Source organism: Chakrabartyella piscis, from assembly GCA_030067835.1.
Lineage (GTDB): Bacteria > Bacillota > Clostridia > Lachnospirales > Anaerotignaceae > Chakrabartyella > Chakrabartyella piscis.
The window spans coordinates 714,013-733,751 of record CP092441.1 but is presented as its reverse complement, the minus strand read 5'-3'; the positions used below and the strand labels follow the sequence as shown (position 1 = coordinate 733,751).

Annotated in this window: 22 protein-coding genes; 5 read left to right on the top strand and 17 right to left on the bottom strand. The window is 38.6% G+C overall.

Going from position 1 to position 19,739, the window contains the following annotated elements:
- The 5 genes from MJY40_RS03200 to MJY40_RS03180 form a co-directional block, all read right to left on the bottom strand.
- Entirely contained in the window at positions 1 to 723 is a 723-nt protein-coding gene (locus MJY40_RS03200) for an ABC transporter ATP-binding protein (protein ID WP_334305917.1), read from the bottom strand.
- A gap of 263 nt (positions 724 to 986) precedes the next feature.
- Positions 987 to 3,044, bottom strand: a complete 2,058-nt coding sequence (locus MJY40_RS03195; RefSeq protein WP_317855635.1) for an aryl-sulfate sulfotransferase — start codon at positions 3,042 to 3,044, stop codon at positions 987 to 989.
- A 224-nt stretch (positions 3,045 to 3,268) separates the two neighbouring features.
- On the bottom strand, positions 3,269 to 3,910 hold the full coding sequence (locus MJY40_RS03190; RefSeq protein WP_317855634.1) for an NlpC/P60 family protein: 642 nt from the start codon (positions 3,908 to 3,910) through the stop codon (positions 3,269 to 3,271).
- Entirely contained in the window at positions 3,907 to 4,248 is a 342-nt protein-coding gene (locus MJY40_RS03185) for a phage holin, LLH family (protein WP_317855633.1), read from the bottom strand. The genes MJY40_RS03190 and MJY40_RS03185 overlap by 4 nt, the downstream gene beginning before the upstream one ends.
- A gap of 60 nt (positions 4,249 to 4,308) precedes the next feature.
- Complete coding sequence (locus MJY40_RS03180) at positions 4,309 to 4,557, bottom strand: hypothetical protein (protein WP_317855632.1); 249 nt, start codon at positions 4,555 to 4,557, stop codon at positions 4,309 to 4,311.
- 213 nt (positions 4,558 to 4,770) lie between these two features.
- Between MJY40_RS03180 and MJY40_RS03175 the strand changes: the two genes are divergently transcribed.
- From MJY40_RS03175 to MJY40_RS03155, 5 genes are all read left to right on the top strand, one after another.
- Positions 4,771 to 5,139: a helix-turn-helix domain-containing protein gene (locus tag MJY40_RS03175; RefSeq protein ID WP_317855631.1), complete on the top strand. Its 369-nt coding sequence runs from the start codon at positions 4,771 to 4,773 to the stop codon at positions 5,137 to 5,139.
- Between the two features lie 55 nt (positions 5,140 to 5,194).
- Entirely contained in the window at positions 5,195 to 5,344 is a 150-nt protein-coding gene (locus MJY40_RS03170) for a hypothetical protein (RefSeq protein WP_317855630.1), read from the top strand.
- 613 nt (positions 5,345 to 5,957) lie between these two features.
- The gene (serC, locus tag MJY40_RS03165) at positions 5,958 to 7,043 is read left to right on the top strand and encodes a 3-phosphoserine/phosphohydroxythreonine transaminase (protein ID WP_317855629.1); all 1,086 of its coding nucleotides are present in this window, start codon (positions 5,958 to 5,960) and stop codon (positions 7,041 to 7,043) included.
- A gap of 79 nt (positions 7,044 to 7,122) precedes the next feature.
- On the top strand, positions 7,123 to 8,304 hold the full coding sequence (locus MJY40_RS03160) for a 3-phosphoglycerate dehydrogenase family protein (protein WP_317855628.1): 1,182 nt from the start codon (positions 7,123 to 7,125) through the stop codon (positions 8,302 to 8,304).
- A 1-nt stretch (position 8,305) separates the two neighbouring features.
- Entirely contained in the window at positions 8,306 to 9,553 is a 1,248-nt protein-coding gene (locus MJY40_RS03155; protein ID WP_317855627.1) for a DUF1015 domain-containing protein, read from the top strand.
- A gap of 485 nt (positions 9,554 to 10,038) precedes the next feature.
- On the opposite strand, the gene MJY40_RS03150 is transcribed toward MJY40_RS03155, so the two are convergent.
- The 12 genes from MJY40_RS03150 to MJY40_RS03095 all read right to left on the bottom strand — a co-directional run bounded on the left by MJY40_RS03150 (position 10,039) and on the right by MJY40_RS03095 (position 19,737).
- Positions 10,039 to 10,251, bottom strand: a complete 213-nt coding sequence (locus MJY40_RS03150) for a DUF2798 domain-containing protein (RefSeq protein ID WP_317855626.1) — start codon at positions 10,249 to 10,251, stop codon at positions 10,039 to 10,041.
- A 119-nt stretch (positions 10,252 to 10,370) separates the two neighbouring features.
- Complete coding sequence (locus tag MJY40_RS03145; protein WP_317855625.1) at positions 10,371 to 11,174, bottom strand: MBL fold metallo-hydrolase; 804 nt, start codon at positions 11,172 to 11,174, stop codon at positions 10,371 to 10,373.
- 44 nt (positions 11,175 to 11,218) lie between these two features.
- Positions 11,219 to 11,389, bottom strand: coding sequence for a hypothetical protein (locus tag MJY40_RS03140; protein WP_317855624.1), 171 nt, complete (start codon positions 11,387 to 11,389; stop codon positions 11,219 to 11,221).
- A gap of 122 nt (positions 11,390 to 11,511) precedes the next feature.
- Positions 11,512 to 12,237, bottom strand: coding sequence for a pseudouridine synthase (locus MJY40_RS03135; protein ID WP_317855623.1), 726 nt, complete (start codon positions 12,235 to 12,237; stop codon positions 11,512 to 11,514).
- A gap of 177 nt (positions 12,238 to 12,414) precedes the next feature.
- Positions 12,415 to 13,089 (bottom strand): uracil-DNA glycosylase, encoded by a 675-nt coding sequence (locus tag MJY40_RS03130; protein WP_317855622.1) that lies wholly within the window; start codon positions 13,087 to 13,089, stop codon positions 12,415 to 12,417.
- Between the two features lie 172 nt (positions 13,090 to 13,261).
- The gene (gene dusB, locus MJY40_RS03125; RefSeq protein WP_317855621.1) at positions 13,262 to 14,227 is read right to left on the bottom strand and encodes a tRNA dihydrouridine synthase DusB; all 966 of its coding nucleotides are present in this window, start codon (positions 14,225 to 14,227) and stop codon (positions 13,262 to 13,264) included.
- Between the two features lie 316 nt (positions 14,228 to 14,543).
- Positions 14,544 to 15,311 carry a type III pantothenate kinase gene (locus MJY40_RS03120; protein WP_317855620.1) on the bottom strand — a complete coding sequence of 256 codons (768 nt, stop codon included), beginning with the start codon at positions 15,309 to 15,311 and terminating at the stop codon, positions 14,544 to 14,546.
- A complete protein-coding gene (locus MJY40_RS03115) occupies positions 15,295 to 16,098 on the bottom strand; it encodes a type III pantothenate kinase (protein WP_317855619.1) in 804 nt (267 codons plus the stop codon). The genes MJY40_RS03120 and MJY40_RS03115 overlap by 17 nt, the downstream gene beginning before the upstream one ends.
- A 489-nt stretch (positions 16,099 to 16,587) precedes the next feature.
- A complete protein-coding gene (locus MJY40_RS03110; protein ID WP_317855618.1) occupies positions 16,588 to 16,938 on the bottom strand; it encodes a DUF6145 family protein in 351 nt (116 codons plus the stop codon).
- Positions 16,931 to 17,911, bottom strand: a complete 981-nt coding sequence (locus MJY40_RS03105) for a biotin--[acetyl-CoA-carboxylase] ligase (RefSeq protein ID WP_317855617.1) — start codon at positions 17,909 to 17,911, stop codon at positions 16,931 to 16,933. Before MJY40_RS03105 ends, MJY40_RS03110 begins: the two co-directional genes overlap by 8 nt.
- Before the next feature lie 359 nt (positions 17,912 to 18,270).
- Entirely contained in the window at positions 18,271 to 19,131 is an 861-nt protein-coding gene (gene rlmB, locus MJY40_RS03100; protein WP_317855616.1) for a 23S rRNA (guanosine(2251)-2'-O)-methyltransferase RlmB, read from the bottom strand.
- 189 nt (positions 19,132 to 19,320) lie between these two features.
- Complete coding sequence (locus MJY40_RS03095) at positions 19,321 to 19,737, bottom strand: Mini-ribonuclease 3 (protein WP_317855615.1); 417 nt, start codon at positions 19,735 to 19,737, stop codon at positions 19,321 to 19,323.
- Positions 19,738 to 19,739: the final 2 nt, after the last annotated feature.

Sequence of the window (19,739 nt, the reverse complement as noted above, 5' to 3'; positions counted from 1 at the left end):
TTATTTTTCCTCCTGTGTAGTACGTTCGGTTATACTCTCAATTTTTCCATCTGACAATACAACAATTCGATCTGCATAGTCTGCCAGTTCCATATCATGTGTCACAATGACCAATGTTTGGTTGTTTTCTTTTGCCAAACCTGTAATCAAATCCATCATTTCATATGTGGTTTTGGTATCCAAGTTGCCTGTCGGTTCATCTGCAAACACCACTTGTGGATTGTTGATGAATGCCCTTGCAATGCTGACACGTTGTTGTTGACCACCACTCATTTCCTGTGGTTTATGATGTGCTCTATCCTCCAAACCAACTGCTTTGAGCATTTTCATGGCTCGTTGTTTTCTTTCTTCTATGGGTACATTTTTGAAAATCAAAGGTAGTGTTACATTTTCCAAAGCAGTCAAAGTTGGCAACAGATTATAGGATTGGAACACAAAACCTACATATTGTTGTCTGAAACTAGCCAAATGATCTTCACTCATACGTTCTATGTGTTTTTTATTGAATATAATTTCGCCTGATGTTGGTTTCTCCAGACCAGCCAAAAGGTTCAGCAATGTGGATTTTCCAGAACCAGATTTCCCAAACAAACAGCAAACTTCACCTTGTCGAATCCGTAAATCCACACCTCCAACTGCTGGTATGGTTTCAGAACCCATTTTGTATATTTTACGAACATTCCGCAAACGAATGATGCTTTTCGCCAAATACCCCACCTCCATTGTATTTATTTTAGTACATAATTATCATTTTTTATCATAAATCCATCAAATTTACATTTATAACCATTCTATCATAGAATTATTACAAAACAAGTCTTGGAAGTTTAAGATATTCTTACATTAAAAATGTATGAGAAAAACTTAATGTATTCGTTTCGGACAGCCGCTATGGCTGTCCCTACAGGTATATGCAATCCATTGGAATTTATGGCATCAAAAAAGGTCCCAATATAAATTGAGACCCTCCTATACCTTATTGATTATTACTTTCCAATTTGCAACACTTGTTCCAATTCTGCTGCATAATGATTTCCATTGATGGTAGAAACCACTGTCATGGAGTAATCACCATCTGGCAATTCTGAAATATCCATACGTTTTTGAGTGAAACCAGCTGTACCATTCAATTCTGACAAACTAGCATCTGTGGCACTTGCAGCTCGCAACAACCATCTACTGGTGCTTACCTCGAATTGGTATGCAACGCCTGTAGATTCATGCACCAAAATCAATTTACGTTCTGTGATTTCTGCATCCTTTGCACTTTCGATGGTAGCCCAACCAGAAATATTCAAGAAGTCTTGGTTTGCGCTGATTTCCAAAATATCAAACATAGCGTCATCTGATGACATCCACATGGTATTATAATAGGGTTCTACGCCATTTCCAATGAATGCATATTCTTTTGTAGAAACGCCAATACCTTCCCATGCAGAATACAAAACTTCAGCCAATAATTTTTCTGTTCGATAACAAGCAGCACCCAAAGCAAATTCCAATACCACTTCTTTGTCTTCTGTCAATTCAATGATATAACACGCAACACGAGGTACTTCAGAGCCACCTGTTTCAATGGCATCATGTGCATCAAAATTGCCTAAATATGTATTGGATTCTGGGATGTATTGTGTGCTACCATGAACAAATCCCAAATATTGATTGCCCAATTCTTCACCATAATCCCAAATTTGTTCCACAGTCATATTTTCTTCGTCTACACGATAGCAAACCATTCTACTATACAATTCATCATCTGGATAGTCTGCATAGATATCCAAACCACGATGAACACCATTATCGAAAATGGTAATATCCATAGTACCATCTTCATTTTCACGCACCAAGCTAACATCATGTTGGGAATAGAACCATTCAAAATCATCGCCAATCGGTGTCAAATACACATCTTCCCAACCCATATAAGCATTGTCATACACAGACAAAACCCATTGCACTTCCAATTCTGGATAGCTGAGCTTTGCAACTGCATGTTGGTTTCTTAGAGATACCAGAATATATCCATCACCGCCATACTCAATGGTATTCAAATGCAATGCATCCATATCGCCATAGCTACGCACTTCTACAGAACCACCTGCATAATTGAAAATGTCTTCAAATGCTGGATTGTAATAAGTCACTTCATAAGTATCCAAGTCAATGTAAGAAGTACCCAAAAGCAAGGTACTATCGTCAATCAAATACCCTTCATGGTGGGTATTCATATCGTTTGTGTAGATTTCACGATAGACTTGACCCATATAGTCCAATTCCAAAATAGCAGAATAATTGGTATATTCATCAATGGAAACAAACAAATGACCATCTTTTGTCACTTCATCACAACCAGATGTTGCAAGTCCAATTGTGAAATATCCACGTACATCACCATTGACATCCAACAAAGTACGTCCTGTATTTTTCAACACATACAAACCATCAGACAATTGGCTCACATCAGATGCCAATACATCAATGGTATCTTCGCTCATATATCCAGTTGGAATATCTTGTGTGGTGATGGAATACAAATAGCTTTCTCCATTGGAAAGCAGCACTTCCACCACATTTTCACCTTCATAAAGACCAATCAAAGGAATTTCATGGTATGTAGTTGCATCCTTATTGGTATGGGTAATTGTGGTTTCTGGTGTTTTTCCTTGGATGGAAGTGATGACAGACACCGCTTCTTCTGTTTCAAACACAATCAATGCACTTTGTGGTGCAATTTCATATGGATTCACAATGATATATGGATTCGCTGGTGTGAACTCATTTTCTGCAATGGTGGTCAAATAGATTTCATCCAAACCAGCCTGATACCCTGCATAGCCATCGTATTGTTCTTGTACAACGATACCTTCCAATATCTTTTCTTGTGCTTCAATTGTGGTATAGGTTGCACTGGCAACAATTCCAGATTCTTCTATGGTAGTCATTTCTGCAACTTCTTCTATTGGTTGACTTGTGGTACAACTTGTCATTGCAAACAATACAAGTATACCTGTGATTGCTGTCAAAATCCTTTTTTGTTTTGTCATTTCAATCCTCCTAAGTTCCATGAATCATTTTGTCACAACTATTCCTAGTTTGACACATTTCGACTTCCTCGTCAATGAAAACATGTCACATATCCCCTCATAAAAATAGAATTCACATCTTCATCAAATTGTCCTCATAAAAACATCTTATGATTTCGCCACATATAAAAAACGTACAGCCAAATTGCACTGTACGTCTATTGTCATTGCTGATACTTCTTTTCTTATACTTCGCTACCTTCTACTTTTGGCAGTGACAAAACAGGAATTGCACCTTTGTTTCCAATTTCCACACCAAGTGCATTTGCCAAATCACGAATTTTCACATAATTTGTACCATCTACAAAAATCCCTTCCATTTCCACTTCCACATCATCTACAATAACTGTAATGTTCTCCACGACATATTCCTCCTCATCTTCTTCATTACTATACACAATGCCTGTAATATAAAACCAATGTGTAAAATCTCTTTCGGATACCTTTGTTTGTACCACACCATAGGCACTGCCACGTGCTTCGATAATTTCTCCATCACCGATATAAATACCAATGTGTCCTTGACGCCAAACAGCAACACCAATGGGTGCATCTGCAATGGTTGCAATGGGTTGTGGTGCAGATTCTGTTTTGAACTGGGTAGAGCTTTTGGTGACTGTAGTATACCAAGAAATCAAACCACTACAATCCACACAAATTTCACCAACCTTACGTTCATCTGACAACCAAACGTATTCTGTTCCATATATTCTTTGCAAATAGTTGTAATTTTGTTGGGTCATCACTGTGCCCTTCATACCATAGACATAAGCGGTACCCATTTTTTGTTTGGCAAATTCCACCAATCCAATATTGGTCAATGTCATACTACTTCCTCCTCTTTATTGGTATCACTTTCTAACGCTTCTTTCAATTCTTCCAAAGCGGAATCTACCCACTTTGAAAATGTCTCAAACGATACTGCCAATGCCACTCTTGGAAATTGTTGCTCAAATCTTGTGTAAACCAATTGTAATTTGTCTTTTCCTGCTTCACTGGTAAGCTCCTTTTCTACTTGCGTACATGCCTCCAACAACCATACCTTTACTTGTGCCACTTGTTCTGCACTTGGCAACTGGCTAAACTTCCAAATTGCCACACCTGCAAAGGCAATTGCAATCACTGCTGCCAAAATCCAATATCCATTGTTTGCTAAAAATTCCATCTAATCCCTCCTTCTATTCCTTCTGTATCTACCATATAATATGCGTTCTAAAATCATTGGTTACAAGCCATCCAAGTCATGGATGCGTCTTTCTTGTTTTTGCAACAACACATCTTGTTTTTCATTGTGTGTCCATAGACGTTTGTGGCTGTTGCTATTTTCTGTATCAAAATCACGAAATTGACTTGCCAAGTTCTCAAAATTGCTATTGAGCTGTGTAATGGCATTGGTCAATGTAATCATTGGTTTGATGACAGATGCAAACAACCCCATCAAAGTTGCAAGTCCCACTACAATTTCCCATGTCATATAGATTCCTCCTTCCTTTTGTCTGAAAATTTTCTAAAATCACTTGACGTTTTTCTGAATATATTCTATTATTGATGTATCGACAAAGATATTTTTCTGTAAATTCAATGCATTCTGAATATTTTCAGTGTTTACTCTTTTATTATACTGATTTTTTTCAGTTTGTCAATGTTTTTACAGAATATTTTCAGTTTATTAAGAAGGAGGTTCCCCATGTCAACATTACTAGATCGTGTCAAAGAACTTTGTAAAGCACACAATATCACACAAGGAGAACTGGAAAAACGATTGGGAATCAGCAGTGGTGCATCTTCCAAATGGGCTAAATCTACACCCAATGCAAAATTGCTCCATGATTTGTCTGATTTCTTCCAAGTTTCTTCTGAATATCTCATCACTGGACAAAATTTCTCACAATCCAACAAACACCAATTGATTTTGGATGAAGAAGCCTATGCAGTTTTGGAGGAATTGAAAACCAGACCAGAAATGCGTACTCTTTTTTCTGTGTCCAGAAATGCAACCACAGAAGATATTTTGAAAACAGTTAAAATTATCGAAGCATTAAAGGGAGTTGATTGATATCGGTTATATGGTACGCTATTTGGATTTACCTACACGTACACGAGGTGTTACTGTGGAAGATGACAATGGTTTTTTCAATATATACATCAACAGCAAATTGTCGGTGGAAATGCAAAAAGAAGCCTTGGAACATGAGCTGAGACACATCCAAAGAAATGATTTTGCTACAGACGTTTCCCTTTTGGCAGCAGAATTGAGCTAAACTGTTCATTGCAATTTTGCTACACAAATCAAAAATCAAATATACTACACTGACAGGATAGAATCTTTCTTCTATCCTCAGACTGTCAAAAAACTAAAATCTTTTTTCTTTTGGCGTCGCAGACTTTTATCCGCAGGCGGAATCGCATTTCGTCGAGGACAAAAGCGATTTCTAGGTGCTTTGTAGAAGCACTTGTACGAGGAAATCGTCTTTTTTGCCTATATCTACAACTCGAAATCCTGATTTCGAGTTAGCGTGTCGGCTTTTTCGACACGCAGAGGATAGAAGCGATCTTCTTCTCTTTTGTATTGCCATAAAACCTACAGTACTCCTATAAGTGTGTCCTTCATTTCAAGTATGATGTTTGTGAATCCCATCACACACTTTTTTCACTCCACAACCAGTTTTCTGCCAAAAAAAGTAACAGTCTTTTCCTCTAAGGTGCCAATCTTTTATCCCCTTTCACCAAACTTTCAAAAACCATCAAAAAACTTCCTATTTTTTATTGACGGTTTTTTCTGAAGTGTTATAATTTTATTTATGATTTGTACATTTGACCATATGTCAAAGACAAATGAAACTATACTACAAACATTTTAGGAGGCTTATTATTATGGAAAATCGAGTATTTAACTTTTCAGCAGGACCATCTATGTTGCCACTTTCAGTATTGGAAAAAGCACAATCAGAATTGGTATCATACCCTTCATGTGGTATGTCTGTTATGGAAATGAGCCATCGATCACAAATGTTTGAAACCATATTGGCAAAAGCAAAAGCAGATCTCAAAGATTTGATGCACATTCCAGACAATTACAAAATCTTGTTCTTGCAAGGTGGCGGTTCCACACAATTTGCAATGATTCCTTTGAACCTTATGGGCAAAAACAAAAAAGCAGATTATGTGATTACAGGTCAATGGGCAAAAAAAGCAGCAGAAGAAGCTGCAAAATATGGTGAAGTGAATGTTGTGGCATCTTCTGAAGATTCCTTGTACAACCACATTCCAGAACTTGACCCTGCTACTTTCTCAAAAGATGCAGATTATTTCTACATTACACTCAACAATACCGTTTATGGTGCTAGATATACAGAACTTCCAGATACAGGTGATGTACCTTTGGTTGGGGATATGTCCTCTTCCATTTTGTCTGAAGATATTGATGTTTCCAAGTTCGGCATTCTTTACGCTGGAGCACAAAAAAACCTTGGTCCTGCTGGTGTCACCGTTGTCATCATCAGAGAAGACTTGCTTGGCAATCATATGGATTTCACACCAACCATGTTGCGTTATGATATCCATGCAAAAAATGATTCCCTTTACAATACACCACCTACATATGGCATCTATTTCATGGGTCTTGTATTTGAATGGGTGAAAGCACAAGGTGGCGTTTCTGCAATCCAAAAAATCAACGAAGAAAAAGCAGCTTTACTTTATGACTACTTGGACAGCTCCAAATTGTTCAAAGGCACTGTTGTGGAAAAAGATCGTTCTATGATGAATGCACCATTTGTTTTGCCTACAAATGAGCTCAACAAAGCATTTATCCAAGAAGCAACCGATGCAGGTCTTGTAAACCTCAAAGGTCATAGAATTGTTGGCGGTATGCGTGCAAGTATGTACAATGCAATGCCAAAAGAAGGTGTAGAAAAATTGGTTGCTTTGATGAAAGATTTCGAAGCACGTAACCAATAAAATAGATAGTATATGATTCAAATACAACCGAAAAATTCGTAGGGGAGGGGTTTCCCCTTCCGCAAAATAGGAGATTATCATGTATACCATTCGTACTTTAAATAACATTGCACCAACAGGTCTCAAAAAACTACCAAAAAGAGACTTCATCATCAACGATGCTGCCCAAGATCCACAAGGTATCATCTTACGTAGCTTTGATATGCACAAAATGGAATTGAATGAGAGTTTGATGGCAGTTGCACGTGCTGGTGCTGGCACAAACAATGTTCCTGTAGATCGTTGTACAGAACGTGGCATTCCTGTGTTCAATGCACCTGGTGGCAACGCAAATGCTGTAAAAGAATTGGTGCTTTCCGGTTTGTTCATTTCTTCCAGAAGAATTGTTGCTGGTTCCAAATGGATTCAATCTTTGGAAGGTGCAGAAAACTTGGACAAAGCTGTAGAAGCTGGCAAAAAGAACTACATTGGACCTGAAATCATGGGCAAAACCTTGGGTGTCATTGGCTTGGGTGCCATTGGCGTTTTGGTGGCAAATGCTGCCCTTGACTTGGGTATGGATGTTGTGGGCTATGACCCATATCTTTCTTTGGAATCTGCATGGCATCTTTCTCCAGCAGTGGAAAAAGCAGATAGCATTGAAGATGTGGTTGCAAAAAGCGATTACATCACCTTACATATTCCACTTTTGGAAAGCACAAAACACACCATCAACGAAAGCGTTCTTGCACATGCAAAAGATGGCACTCGTTTGTTGAACTTTGCTCGTGGTGGTTTGGTAGACAACGAAGCAGTGTTGAAAGCCATTGCAACTGGTAAATTGGCTCGTTACGTAACTGATTTCCCTGCTGCTGAATTTATGGGCAATGACAATGTGATTATGACACCTCATTTGGGTGCATCAACACCAGAATCTGAAGAAAACTGTGCCATTATGGTTGCAGAGGAATTGCGTGATTATTTGTACTATGGAAATGTAAAAAACTCTGTCAATTTCCCAAATTGTACTGTACCATACAATGGCAAACCTCGTATTGCTGTTTGTCATAAAAATATTGTCAACATGATTGGTCAATTGGGTGCTGTGTTCACAAAACATTGTATCAATATCGACAAATTGGTGAACAACTCCAAAGGTGATTTGGCGTACAACTTGATTGTTTGCGATAGTTTACCTGAAGACGAAACCAGCTTGATCAATGATTTGTATGCAATCAATAGTGTCATCAACGTTCGTTTGTTGAATAAGGAGGAAAAATAATATGGCTACCATTAGACCATTCTTGGGGATTCGCCCAGATACACAATACGCAGAAGCAGTTGCAGCACTTCCATATGATGTTATGAATAGTGCAGAAGCAAAAGAAATGGCTATAGGCAAACCACATTCTTTCTTGCATGTAGACAAAGCAGAAATCGACTTGCCAGAAGGTACCGACATCTATAGCGATGCTGTTTATGCAAAAGCAAAAGAAAACATGGAACGTATGATTGCAGAAGGTGTGTTCATTCAAGATGAAATGCCAAATTTGTACATCTATCAACTCACTATGGATGATAAAGTGCAAACAGGTCTTGTAACTTGTACATCTGTTGATGAATACTTGGACGAAACCATCAAAAAACATGAATTCACTCGTGCTGATAAAGAAGCAGATCGTATTCGTCACGTGGCAACTTTGAACGCAAACACAGGTCCAATTTTCTTGGCATACAAAGGCAATGCTGTGGCACAATCCATCATTTCTGGTTGGATGACAGCACAAGCACCCATCTATGATTTTGTGTCCGAAGATGGCATTGGTCACAAAGTTTGGGTTATGGATAGCGATACCGAAATCGGTCTTTTGGTGAATGCCTTCAAAGAAGTGGAAAACCTCTACATTGCTGATGGTCACCATAGAAACGCATCTGCTGTAAAAGTGGCTTTGCAAAAACGTGAAGCAAACCCTGATTACACAGGAGAAGAAGAATTCAACTACTATCTTTCTGTTTTGTTCCCAGCAGACGAGTTGTATATTATGGATTATAACCGTGTGGTGAAAGATTTGAATGGTCATAGCGTAGACGAGTTGTTGGCTAAGCTTTCCAAGAAATTCTACGTACTTCCATACACAGGTAGAGGTCAATATAGACCTACTATGCAACACCAATTTGGTATGTATTTGGATGGTTCTTGGTATGCACTGACTGCACAAGAAGATATTCTTGTAGACGATCCAATTTTGAGCTTGGATGTTTCCATTTTGCAAAAAGAAGTTTTGGAACCAATCCTTGCAATTGGTGATCCACGTGTGGACAAACGCATTGATTTTGTTGGTGGTATGCGTGGTTTGGGTGAATTGGAAAAACGTGTAGACTCTGGTGAAATGGCAGTTGCTTTCTCCATGTTCCCAACTTCCATGGATGAATTGATGAAGGTTGCAGATGCTGGCTTGGTTATGCCACCAAAATCCACATGGTTCGAACCAAAACTGAGAAGCGGTTTGTTTGTACATGATTTGGGTTAAAAGCAAAAGATAAGATCAAGACTGCAAAGATTGAAATAATTTATAGATAAGAAAAAGGCATACTCCCATCAAAAGGAATATGCTTTTTTTGGTGTTAATTGAATAAAGTCAAACACGTATAATATACACATTATGCTTATAATCTTCATAAATGAAGATTGGCTAATGACTAAAAGTGAATGGTGAAGGACTAAAAAACAAAATAACGATTAGATTCCTTTTGTGGTTTTAGTTTTATAGGAATGACTTCCATATCTATCCATTTGTTTTGTGGCAATTTATGATGAAAAGAGCACAATTGTCGCACATTTATATTTTTTGTAGGGGATGGCGTCCCGGGCATCCCGTTTGATGAAGTGTATTCAAGTCATTCACCATTCACCATTAGTTTTTAGCCTTATATTTTACTACGTAAAATATAAATAATCTCCATCAAAAAAAGACATACTCCGTCAAAAGGAATATGCCTTTCATTTATCATTTCATTAAGAAACGTGTGTATCTACCCACTTTGCCACTCGTGATGGCAAGAAATAAGAAACAGGTGTTGCTACGATGGTGCTGATTTTCCAAGCTCTCAACCAAACATGCATAAATGCGTCTGAAAACAACCCTACGTTACAAACTGCTTGTACAAATGACATAATCATAGCCATGCAAACTGCTGTGATGAAAGATGCAATAATTCGTTTTTTCATTTTATCCTCCTCAATGAATCCACTCTTAAAATACGCCCACGAAATACAAATTCGCCCATATTTCGCCATTACCTCATCTATAATACCGTATTCTTCTGCAAGTTTCAAATGGACATTTTTCACAATAAAATACGCTCTTTGTCATCAGGAATCAACAAATTGCCATGATACAGTTCTTTGCCTTCAGCTGTGTACAATTCTTTGCGATTGGGTGCTGTTTTGTCTTCTGTATGCCACAACACCACATTGGGTATTGCCAATTCTTCTGCCAATTCACAGGCTTCTTTCACCGTGCTATGGTTCTTTTCATATGGTTTGAAACGTTCACGATCCCCATACAAACAGAAGGCTTCACAAAGCATCCAATCACTCCCAGCAATATATTGGTGGCATTTTTCATTGTATGGTTCATCCCCCAAACAAGTCAGTTTTTGACCATCATTCATATTTGCAGTGAACCCAAATTGTTTTGCTTTTGTAGAGTGGATATCAAAAAATGTCACATCATAAGACAAAATCTGCTTTTCTTCACCATCTTCTACAGGAATCAACAAAATGCGCTCACCAAAGTGATTACATACCTTCTTTTGCAACGTCAACTGACATAAGGTTGCAATGGTATCCACCAAATCTTTATGACAATAGATATGCAAATCACCTTCATATTTCCCTTGATTCATCAAAGTTCCAATCTTTCTCACCATCCAAACAGCACCTAGGATATGGTCTGAATGTTCATGGGTAAAGAAGATGTGGTGTATCTTTTGAAATGGCACTTCCATCTGCTCCAAGATAGCAAAAATCCCATTGCCACCACCAGCATCCACCATAAAATATTCATTGCCATCGAATAGTGCAAAACAAGTGTTATAATATTTGGTGACCATTGCATTTCCTGTACCAAATACCAATAATTCGTTCATACAATCCTTCTTTCTATGTAATGACACCCCAAATGGGGCATCTTTCAGTCCATAACATCATCCATCATATCATCAATGACTTCTTCTGCTTTCACAGCCATTTTCTTACCTTTTCTGACCATTTTACGGTAGGTTCTTTGGTCTTGTAACAAATAAGACATACCTGCCATTGTGACAGCACCACCAATCAATAAACCAGTTGCAAATTTACTCATATGCATTGCCTCCTTTTTCTTTTTAGTATGGAAGAAATGCATTTTTTTATACAAAATTTCAATTTCATTGATTGCAATATGGCGGTTGGGTCAAGACCCAACCCTACAATTTATGAATATATTTATCTATTCTGAAGTTCCAGCAATTCCTCATCTGTCAATGGTCTGGATTCACCAAGAGCAAGTGTTGTATCCAATTGCAAACTACCCATAGAAAGACGTTTCAAATACATCACTTCTTTGCCCACTGCAAGACACATTCTTTTAATTTGATGGAATTTACCTTCTGATATGGTGATGTGACAAGTGGAGTATTCTTCCACATCATCCACAGACAAAATCTCCAAAGTTGCTGGTAGCGTCAAGTTTTTTTCACCAATATCCACGCCTTTTTTGAACAGATTCACATCTTCTTCTGTCAAGATACCATCTACTTTTGCAAAATATGTTTTGTCTACATGTTTTTTGGGTGACAACAGGTTATGTGCCAAATCCCCATCATTTGTGATGAGCAACAAGCCTTCTGTATCCTTATCCAAACGTCCAACAGGAAATACATCCCTTGGAAATGGTTTGGGCAACAACTCCAACACCGTTTTATCCTTTTTATCTTCCGTTGCAGACACCACACCAGCTGGTTTATTGAGCATATAATACACAAATTGCTGATAGTTCAACACACGTCCACGATAGGTGACTTCATCCGCTTCTGGATTGATTTTGACATCTGCTTTTCTAATTTTATCACCATTTACAGTGGCATATCCCTTTTTGATTTGATCCCTAGCTTCACTTCTGGTGCAAACACCCATATCCGACAAATATTTATCCAAACGTATTGATTTCATATATTGCTCCTCCTAGGCAACACTGTACAACCCTATATCACAACCTTTAAGGTTTATTTCTCCGTCATAATCATCAAAAATACTCGACGATATTTCCGATATCGCCTCCGTTTTTTTATGATTATGACAAAAAAATCCACTCGTAAATCTTGCAATTAGGATTATACGGTATTGCCTCTACAAATTCTCAATCTGCCAATCAATTGCTTTCATTCCATTTTTCACCAAGAAATCATTTGTCATGGAGAAATGCTTACAACCAAAGAAACCATTATGTGCAGACAATGGACTTGGATGTGCTGCTTTCAAAATCAAATGTTGTGGATTGGTCACCAAAGCACCTTTGTTTTGTGCAAACCTACCCCAAAGCAAGAATACAATGGGTTCTTCACGTTTGTTCAACTCTGCAATGACATGGTCTGTGAAGTGTTCCCAACCTTTGCCCTTATGGGAATTGGCTTGTCCTTCTCGAACTGTCAAAACTGCATTGAGCATCAAAACACCTTGCTTTGCCCAAGGTAAGAGATATCCATTATTTGGAATGTAGGTACCCAAATTTTCTGCCAATTCCTTATACATGTTGCGTAGAGATGGTGGTGTTTGGATGCCTGGTTGCACAGAAAATGCAAATCCATGACCTTGACCAGCACCATGATAGGGATCTTGACCCAAAATGACCACTTTCACATCTTCATAAGCAGTGCCTTTTAGGGTATTGAAAATATCCTCCATCGGTGGATAAATGGTTTGTGTTTTGTATTCTGCTTTCAAAAACTGACGCAATTCTTTGTAATAGGGCAAATCAAATTCGCCTTTTAGAACTGTATCCCAACTGTTTCCAAATTGTACCATGGTGTGCTCCTTTCATATTTTGATGGTGATGGACAACGGGCAACCACAGGTAGCCCCTACAATTGCAGTATATTTTTATTTTGTGATTTTGTAGGGAATGCATTGTATTCATTCCACGTTCGGCACGCATACAATGCGTACCCTACAATTATATTGGTTTATTTGTGACAATTTATCTATGATTTTCCAAATAGGTAAATAACAAGTTTTCCATTTCTGTCATATTTTCAGTGGTATTCAATTTACCACGCAATTCCGCAGCACCAGAAAGCCCCTTCATATACCAAGCCATATGTTTACGCATTTCACGCACACCAATATATTCACCTTTATAATCCACAAGCATTTTTCCATGACGCAGTGCCTTTTCTACACGTTCTTCTGCTGTTGGTTCAGGTAAAATGATTCCTGTTTCCAAATAATGCAAAATACGTTTGAAAATCCAAGGATTCCCCTGTGCACCACGTCCAACCATAATGGCATCGCAACCAGTTGCATCAAACAAAGCCTTTGCATCTTCTGGTTGGAATACATCTCCATTGCCAATAACGGGAATCGAAACCGCTTCTTTCACCTGACGAATGATATCCCAGTCTGCTTTGCCACTGTAATATTGCTCTCGTGTTCTACCATGCACTGCCACTGCTGCTGCACCATTGTCTTCTGCAATTTTTGCAATTTCAGGCGCATTGATGTGGTTGTCATCAAACCCTTTTCTGAATTTGATGGTGACTGGTTTCTTTTGGGACTCCACCAAGGCTTTTACAATTTCACCCACTCGCATAGGGTCTTTTGTCAGTGCACTACCTTCTCCATTGCGTACAATTTTCGGTGCTGGACATCCCATATTTACATCTATGATATCGAAATCATAGCCTTCAATTTTCTTTGCCATATCTCCTAAAATTTTAGGATCCGAACCAAACAATTGGATTGCCACAGGTCTTTCTTTTGTTTCCACTGTCAGCAAATCCTCTGTATTGCGATTGTCATACATAATGCCCTTTGCACTGACCATTTCCGAATAGACTAAGCCACAGCCCATTTCTTTGCACAACAAGCGAAATGGCAAATCCGTAACGCCTGCCATAGGTGCCAAAAACACATTATTATCCAATTCCAAATTTCCAATTTTCATTCTTACACCTTCCTTTTTCATGGCTTTTATCATACCAAAGAACCCTGATACATGCAAGGAAAATCCTTGATATTTAAGAGAATTTTCTGTATTTGTATCAGCAACCATATGAAATCTCAATCGTATCACGGGCGCTCACATAGGAACGCCCCTACAAGCAATCCTGTTGCAATAAATCCTTATATTTCCAAATAAAAAAGGGTAGATTACTCCACCCTTTGGATTCTTCGTCGCTTCGCTCCTCTGAATGACAAACATGGTTGATTCATACTGTCATCCAGAACACGTAGGGAGCGATGCCCCCATCGCTCCGTTTTCATTTATTTTTATGATACAAAATTTGCAAACCTTTCAATGTCAAAACAGGGTCTAGAATATCAAAAATCTCTTTATTTGGATCAATGACTTTTGCCAAACCGCCAGTTGCAATGACCTTCATATCTGGCATATCCAATTCTTCTTTCAAGGTTTTGATGATGTGCTTGGTTTGTCCAATATGCCCCATTACAAGACCCGCTTGGATACTACCCACTGTGTTTTTCACAATGACAGACTTTGGTTTTTTGATTTCCACCTTTGGAAGTTGTGCTGCTCTACGATACAAAGCATCTGCACAAATACCAATGCCTGGTGTAATCAAACCTGTAATGAACTCTGATTTTTCGTTGATGACATCAAAGGTATTTGCAGTGCCATAATCAATGACAATTGCAGGTCCACCATAAATTTCATTGGCTGCCACCAAATCCACAATACGATCTGCACCAACTGCTGCTGGATTATCTCGTTTCACCACAATCCCTGTTTTCATACCACTGCTGACAATCATGGCTTCGATACCAAAATATTTACGTATCCCTTGTGTCAAAGAATACATAATATCTGGCACAACAGAGGAAATAATCACTGCTTGAATGCGTTTGCAATCAAAGCCTGCTGTATCAAACAATTCATGGATGAAAATGCCTGTTTCGTCTGCTGTTCTATTGGCACCTGTTGTCATACGCCAACTTTTGATGAGACGATTGCCATGATACACACCCAGAACAAGATTTGTATTGCCCACATCAATTACCAGTAACATATCTGCATTTTCCTCCTTTCACTTTATTTTTTTCATAAGTCAAACGCAATCCTTGGAGTGACAAAACAGAATCGTATACGTCAAAAATTTCACCTTTTTCATCAATGACATGACCCATACCTCCAGTTGCAATGACCTTCATATCTGGAAGACCCAATTCTTCTTTGATGGTTTCAATCATGTAGATGGTTTCGCCAATGTGGCTGATGACAAGACCTGCTTGCATACTTTCCACAGTGGTTTTTGTGATGATGCTTTCTGGTCTTTTGATTTCAAATTTAGGCAATTTTGCTGCTCTTTCATACAAAGCTTCTGCACATACTTGCACCCCAGGTGCTGTAATCCCTGTTAAAAATTCTCCATGCTCATCAATGGCATCAAAGGTGGTTGCAGTGCTATAATCAATGACAATTGCAGGTCCTCCATACAGCTCATTTGCTGCCACAAGGTTCATAATACGATCGGAACCCATTTCTTTTGGGTTTTCCATACGCAGATTGATTCCTGTTTTCATACCACTACCAATGACCATTGCTTCGTGTCTGAGGTATTTTCTAATGGCATTTGTCAAGGAATACATAATATCTGGCACAACAGAAGAAACCACAACTGCTTCGATATCAAAAACAGAAATATCGTTGTGGCTGAACAAAGAACGTATGAGACTACCTGTTTCGTCTGAAGTTCTTGCATTAATTGTGGACAAGCGCCAGTTTGCAACCAACTCTTCTCCTTCAAACACACCAATTACGGTGTTGGTATTGCTTACATCTATCACCAAAATCATAGAACATTCTCCCAATTATATACAACGAAACAACAGTGTCTACCAAAACACCTCTTTGGAATTTTGTCTCGCAAAAAATATCTTTCATTCATAAGTACATGCTCCTTTCATTCTCACTCATTTGATATAAGACTACTTGGTTATTTTTGATATTCTACAATCTGCAAAACAATGGTACATGGAAGATTTCTTCTCACATCCTTGTCTTCTCATCAAATTCAATAGAATACCTTAAGGTGGCGGGAATTGAACACAGTGGGTTCAACTCCCGTCACCTTATGCATTATTATAACAGGTAAAGGAATAAATGCAACATTATTTTGACATTTTCGTTATTTTTTCTACAAAGATTTTTGTCTTTTTATGGATTTGAGACAAAAAAATAGGACTGCTTAGCAATCCTCTATATGTCAAAAACTCAGGATGACAAACGCCTTGTCATTCAGAGGAACGTAGTGACAAAGAATCCTTCCTTCCAATTCCTCACTCCTAATTCCTAATTCCTAATTCCACTTCCTTTGCACCCTCTTTTGTGAAGAATACACGATACCACAATTCCAAAGATGCCAACAATTCTTTCTTTTTGCGACGCAATTCTTTGATTTCCAATTCAGCACCAATTTCATCAAAATTGATATCTGTTTCGTATTTGATGGTTTCAAAATACAATTCACCATCTTCATAGAATCCCATCAAGAAGGTACACCCCAACTTTTCTGCCAAGGTCACACAAATCACCTTGATTTCTTCTTGAATTTGTTCTGGTAATTTGGAAAATTCTGCTTCCAAAAAATATTTTTGTTCCACACAGCTGGCTGCTGCCAATACTTTTTTACTCATTTGTTTGCTCCTTTCTTATGGATACTTCCCCAGAAAATACCACTTCTTCTTTGCCTGTATCTCTACGTATCACAACCAATTCGCCTTCAGGTGTAATGCCCATAGCAGTTGCCACAAAACGTTCTTTTCCCAGTACAGAAACCTCTTTTCCAAGGGTATAGCACTTGTTTTCATATCTCTTTTGGAATAGGGAAAAATCACAATTTACTTCCAAAAATGCTTCATAAATTCCTTCCCAAGAAAGCAATACACGTTGCAACAAACGTTTTCTGGAATGGGTTTTGCCTGTTTCCTGATAGATAGACGTTGCAATATGTTGCAATTCTTCTGGAAATTCCACAGTATTCACATTGATGCCAATACCCAAAACCACATAATGGACCGCTTCCATTTCGCAATCCATTTCTGTTAGGATACCCACCAATTTCTTCCCATTCAGTAGTATATCATTTGGCCATTTGATTTCTACACCTGCAATACCTTCTGCTTCCAAGGCTTCACAAACTGCAAGCCCCGCCAACAAAGTCAATGTAGATGCTTTTGTTGGATGGATATTGGGACGTAACAAAAGGCTCATCCAAATGCCAGTACCACCCTTTGCAACCCACTGTCTGCCCATTCTACCACGTCCAGCTGTCATATACTCTGCCACAGCCAAAGTACCTTCTTCTGCACCTTCCAAAGCCAATGTACGTATGCAAGCGTTTGTGGTATCTGTTTTTTCATAGAAATACAAGTTTCTACCCATGGTTTTGGTTTGCAAGCCTTCTAGGATTTCTCTTTTGTTGTACATGGTTTCAAATACAACCAAGCGATATCCTTTGTTGGTAATGGCTTCAATTTCATATCCTTCTTCTCTGAGTTTTTGAATCCCCTTCCAAACAGCAGCTCGACTAATGGAAAGATTTTGACCAATTTCTTCACCTGACAGAAAATCATTTTTCTTTCGCAACAATTCTAAAATACGATACATATGCCCTCCTAATGATGTGCCATTTGTTTCTTGTTTGCATAGCCATGCTTCCCTAACCCGAACCACGGCTTTTCAGCCTTACAAGCTCCGATTACTGCGTTATCCTCAATCACCGTACCTTTGGGTACGCCTCAATCGTCTTCCTTGTTCTCGAAGTCTGTAAGGTTGAAAATCTTCTGTGAACAAAAACCTTCTTATTTTGATGAATTTCGAAGAAGAGGAGGAGGGCATAGCTATAGCTCTGGTGACGACGATGAAGAAGAAATTCGCAAAATAAGAGGGTTTTTGCGGGTTCTGATTAGGGGGGCATGGCTAGGAAAAAGCAGATGACATCACATCACCTGCTTTGGTTGTAACACTTATTTTTTGAAGTTTCTTTGACGAACCACTTCATACATGAGCAAACCAGCTGCTACAGAAGCGTTCAAAGATTCAATTTTGCCATACATAGGGATTGCCACTGTAAAGTCACATTTATCTTTTACAAGTCTGCTGGCACCATCACCTTCGCTACCAATGACCAAAGCCAAAGGACCTGTCATATTGCTATCGAAGTAATCTGAACCACGCATGTCAGAACAACCAACCCAAAGACCTTCTTTTTTCAAGTATTCCATTGTTTTTGTGATGTTTGTAACCCTTGCAACAGGCATATATTCCACAGCACCCGCAGAAGTTTTGCCAACAGTTGCAGTCAAACCTACAGAACGTCTTTTTGGAATGATAACACCATGCACACCAGAACATTCTGCTGTACGCAAGATTGCACCCAAGTTATGAGGGTCTGTCAAACCATCCAAAATCAAGATAAATGGATCTTCACCTTTTTCTTTTGCAAGAGCCAAAATATCTTCCACTTCCACATATTCATGGGCAGAAGCAACAATAATCACACCTTGGTGATTTTTGGTTTGGGAAATTTCATCCATTTTTTGACGACTGGTTTCTTGCAAAACAATGCCTTTTTCCAATGCCATTGCCACGATTTGTTTGATGGAACCTTCTACATTACCCTTTTGCACCATCAATTTTTCAACATCTCTACCGCTTTTGATCACTTCCAAAACAGCATTTCTGCCTTCAAATTGATTTGCATTTTCTTCTTTGTGTGCATCTGCATATTTGTCTACACGAAATGTTGCTTGTTTTGCTTTCCAATCAGGCATACCTGCGTATTTTTTGCCTTCTGGTCTATCTTTTTTGCTAAATTTCTTTTCCACTAAAGTCCTCCTATTGATAAATAACGGGCGATTCGTGAATCGCCCCTACAATTGCTATGTTTATGTTGTCGCATACGGAACGGTCAAATCTACGGTGCAAAGTACCACCTACGCTCCCTACATTGCGTTGAATTTGTAGGGGTTGGCGTCCTCGACAACCCGTTTGATTCACATTATACTATTTTCTCTTTACACTTCCTGTATTCCCATGCGGAACAATTCCAAAGCACGTTCTTTCTTTCCTTGCAAATACAAATATCCAAACAAAGCTTCTACACCTGTTGCATGTCTATAATCCATCAGGTCTGCATGTTTTGGTGTAGTGAAGGATTTTGCATTTCTACCACGTTTGAACACTGCCATTTCTTCTTCTGTCAATTCTTCTGCAATGCGGAAATACAACTCAGCTTGTGCCTTTGCATTCACCATATCACGTGCTTTTTTGTGCAATTTATTGGCAGACATATTGCCTTCACTCATAACCATCAAACGAACAAAGAGTTCAAAGACGCCATCACCAATATACGCCAGTGCCAAAGGAGAAAACTCCCTTGCATTGACCACACCACTGCCACCTAAAATCAAGTCTAGTTGTTTTTCGTTCATAC

Coding starts and splice junctions, on each gene's coding strand:
- MJY40_RS03200 (WP_334305917.1), bottom strand. CDS start 723: ATGGAGGTGGGGTATTTGGCGAAAAGCATCATTCGTTTGCGGAATGTT.
- MJY40_RS03180 (WP_317855632.1), bottom strand. CDS start 4,557: ATGACATGGGAAATTGTAGTGGGACTTGCAACTTTGATGGGGTTGTTT.
- serC (WP_317855629.1), top strand. CDS start 5,958: ATGGAAAATCGAGTATTTAACTTTTCAGCAGGACCATCTATGTTGCCA.
- MJY40_RS03140 (WP_317855624.1), bottom strand. CDS start 11,389: ATGAGTAAATTTGCAACTGGTTTATTGATTGGTGGTGCTGTCACAATG.
- MJY40_RS03135 (WP_317855623.1), bottom strand. CDS start 12,237: ATGAAATCAATACGTTTGGATAAATATTTGTCGGATATGGGTGTTTGC.
- MJY40_RS03185 (WP_317855633.1), bottom strand. CDS start 4,248: ATGGAATTTTTAGCAAACAATGGATATTGGATTTTGGCAGCAGTGATT.
- MJY40_RS03145 (WP_317855625.1), bottom strand. CDS start 11,174: ATGAACGAATTATTGGTATTTGGTACAGGAAATGCAATGGTCACCAAA.
- MJY40_RS03160 (WP_317855628.1), top strand. CDS start 7,123: ATGTATACCATTCGTACTTTAAATAACATTGCACCAACAGGTCTCAAA.
- MJY40_RS03195 (WP_317855635.1), bottom strand. CDS start 3,044: ATGACAAAACAAAAAAGGATTTTGACAGCAATCACAGGTATACTTGTA.
- dusB (WP_317855621.1), bottom strand. CDS start 14,227: ATGAAAATTGGAAATTTGGAATTGGATAATAATGTGTTTTTGGCACCT.
- MJY40_RS03155 (WP_317855627.1), top strand. CDS start 8,306: ATGGCTACCATTAGACCATTCTTGGGGATTCGCCCAGATACACAATAC.
- MJY40_RS03110 (WP_317855618.1), bottom strand. CDS start 16,938: ATGAGTAAAAAAGTATTGGCAGCAGCCAGCTGTGTGGAACAAAAATAT.
- MJY40_RS03175 (WP_317855631.1), top strand. CDS start 4,771: ATGTCAACATTACTAGATCGTGTCAAAGAACTTTGTAAAGCACACAAT.
- MJY40_RS03130 (WP_317855622.1), bottom strand. CDS start 13,089: ATGGTACAATTTGGAAACAGTTGGGATACAGTTCTAAAAGGCGAATTT.
- MJY40_RS03190 (WP_317855634.1), bottom strand. CDS start 3,910: ATGACATTGACCAATATTGGATTGGTGGAATTTGCCAAACAAAAAATG.
- MJY40_RS03120 (WP_317855620.1), bottom strand. CDS start 15,311: ATGTTACTGGTAATTGATGTGGGCAATACAAATCTTGTTCTGGGTGTG.
- MJY40_RS03150 (WP_317855626.1), bottom strand. CDS start 10,251: ATGAAAAAACGAATTATTGCATCTTTCATCACAGCAGTTTGCATGGCT.
- MJY40_RS03115 (WP_317855619.1), bottom strand. CDS start 16,098: ATGATTTTGGTGATAGATGTAAGCAATACCAACACCGTAATTGGTGTG.
- MJY40_RS03095 (WP_317855615.1), bottom strand. CDS start 19,737: ATGAACGAAAAACAACTAGACTTGATTTTAGGTGGCAGTGGTGTGGTC.
- MJY40_RS03105 (WP_317855617.1), bottom strand. CDS start 17,911: ATGTATCGTATTTTAGAATTGTTGCGAAAGAAAAATGATTTTCTGTCA.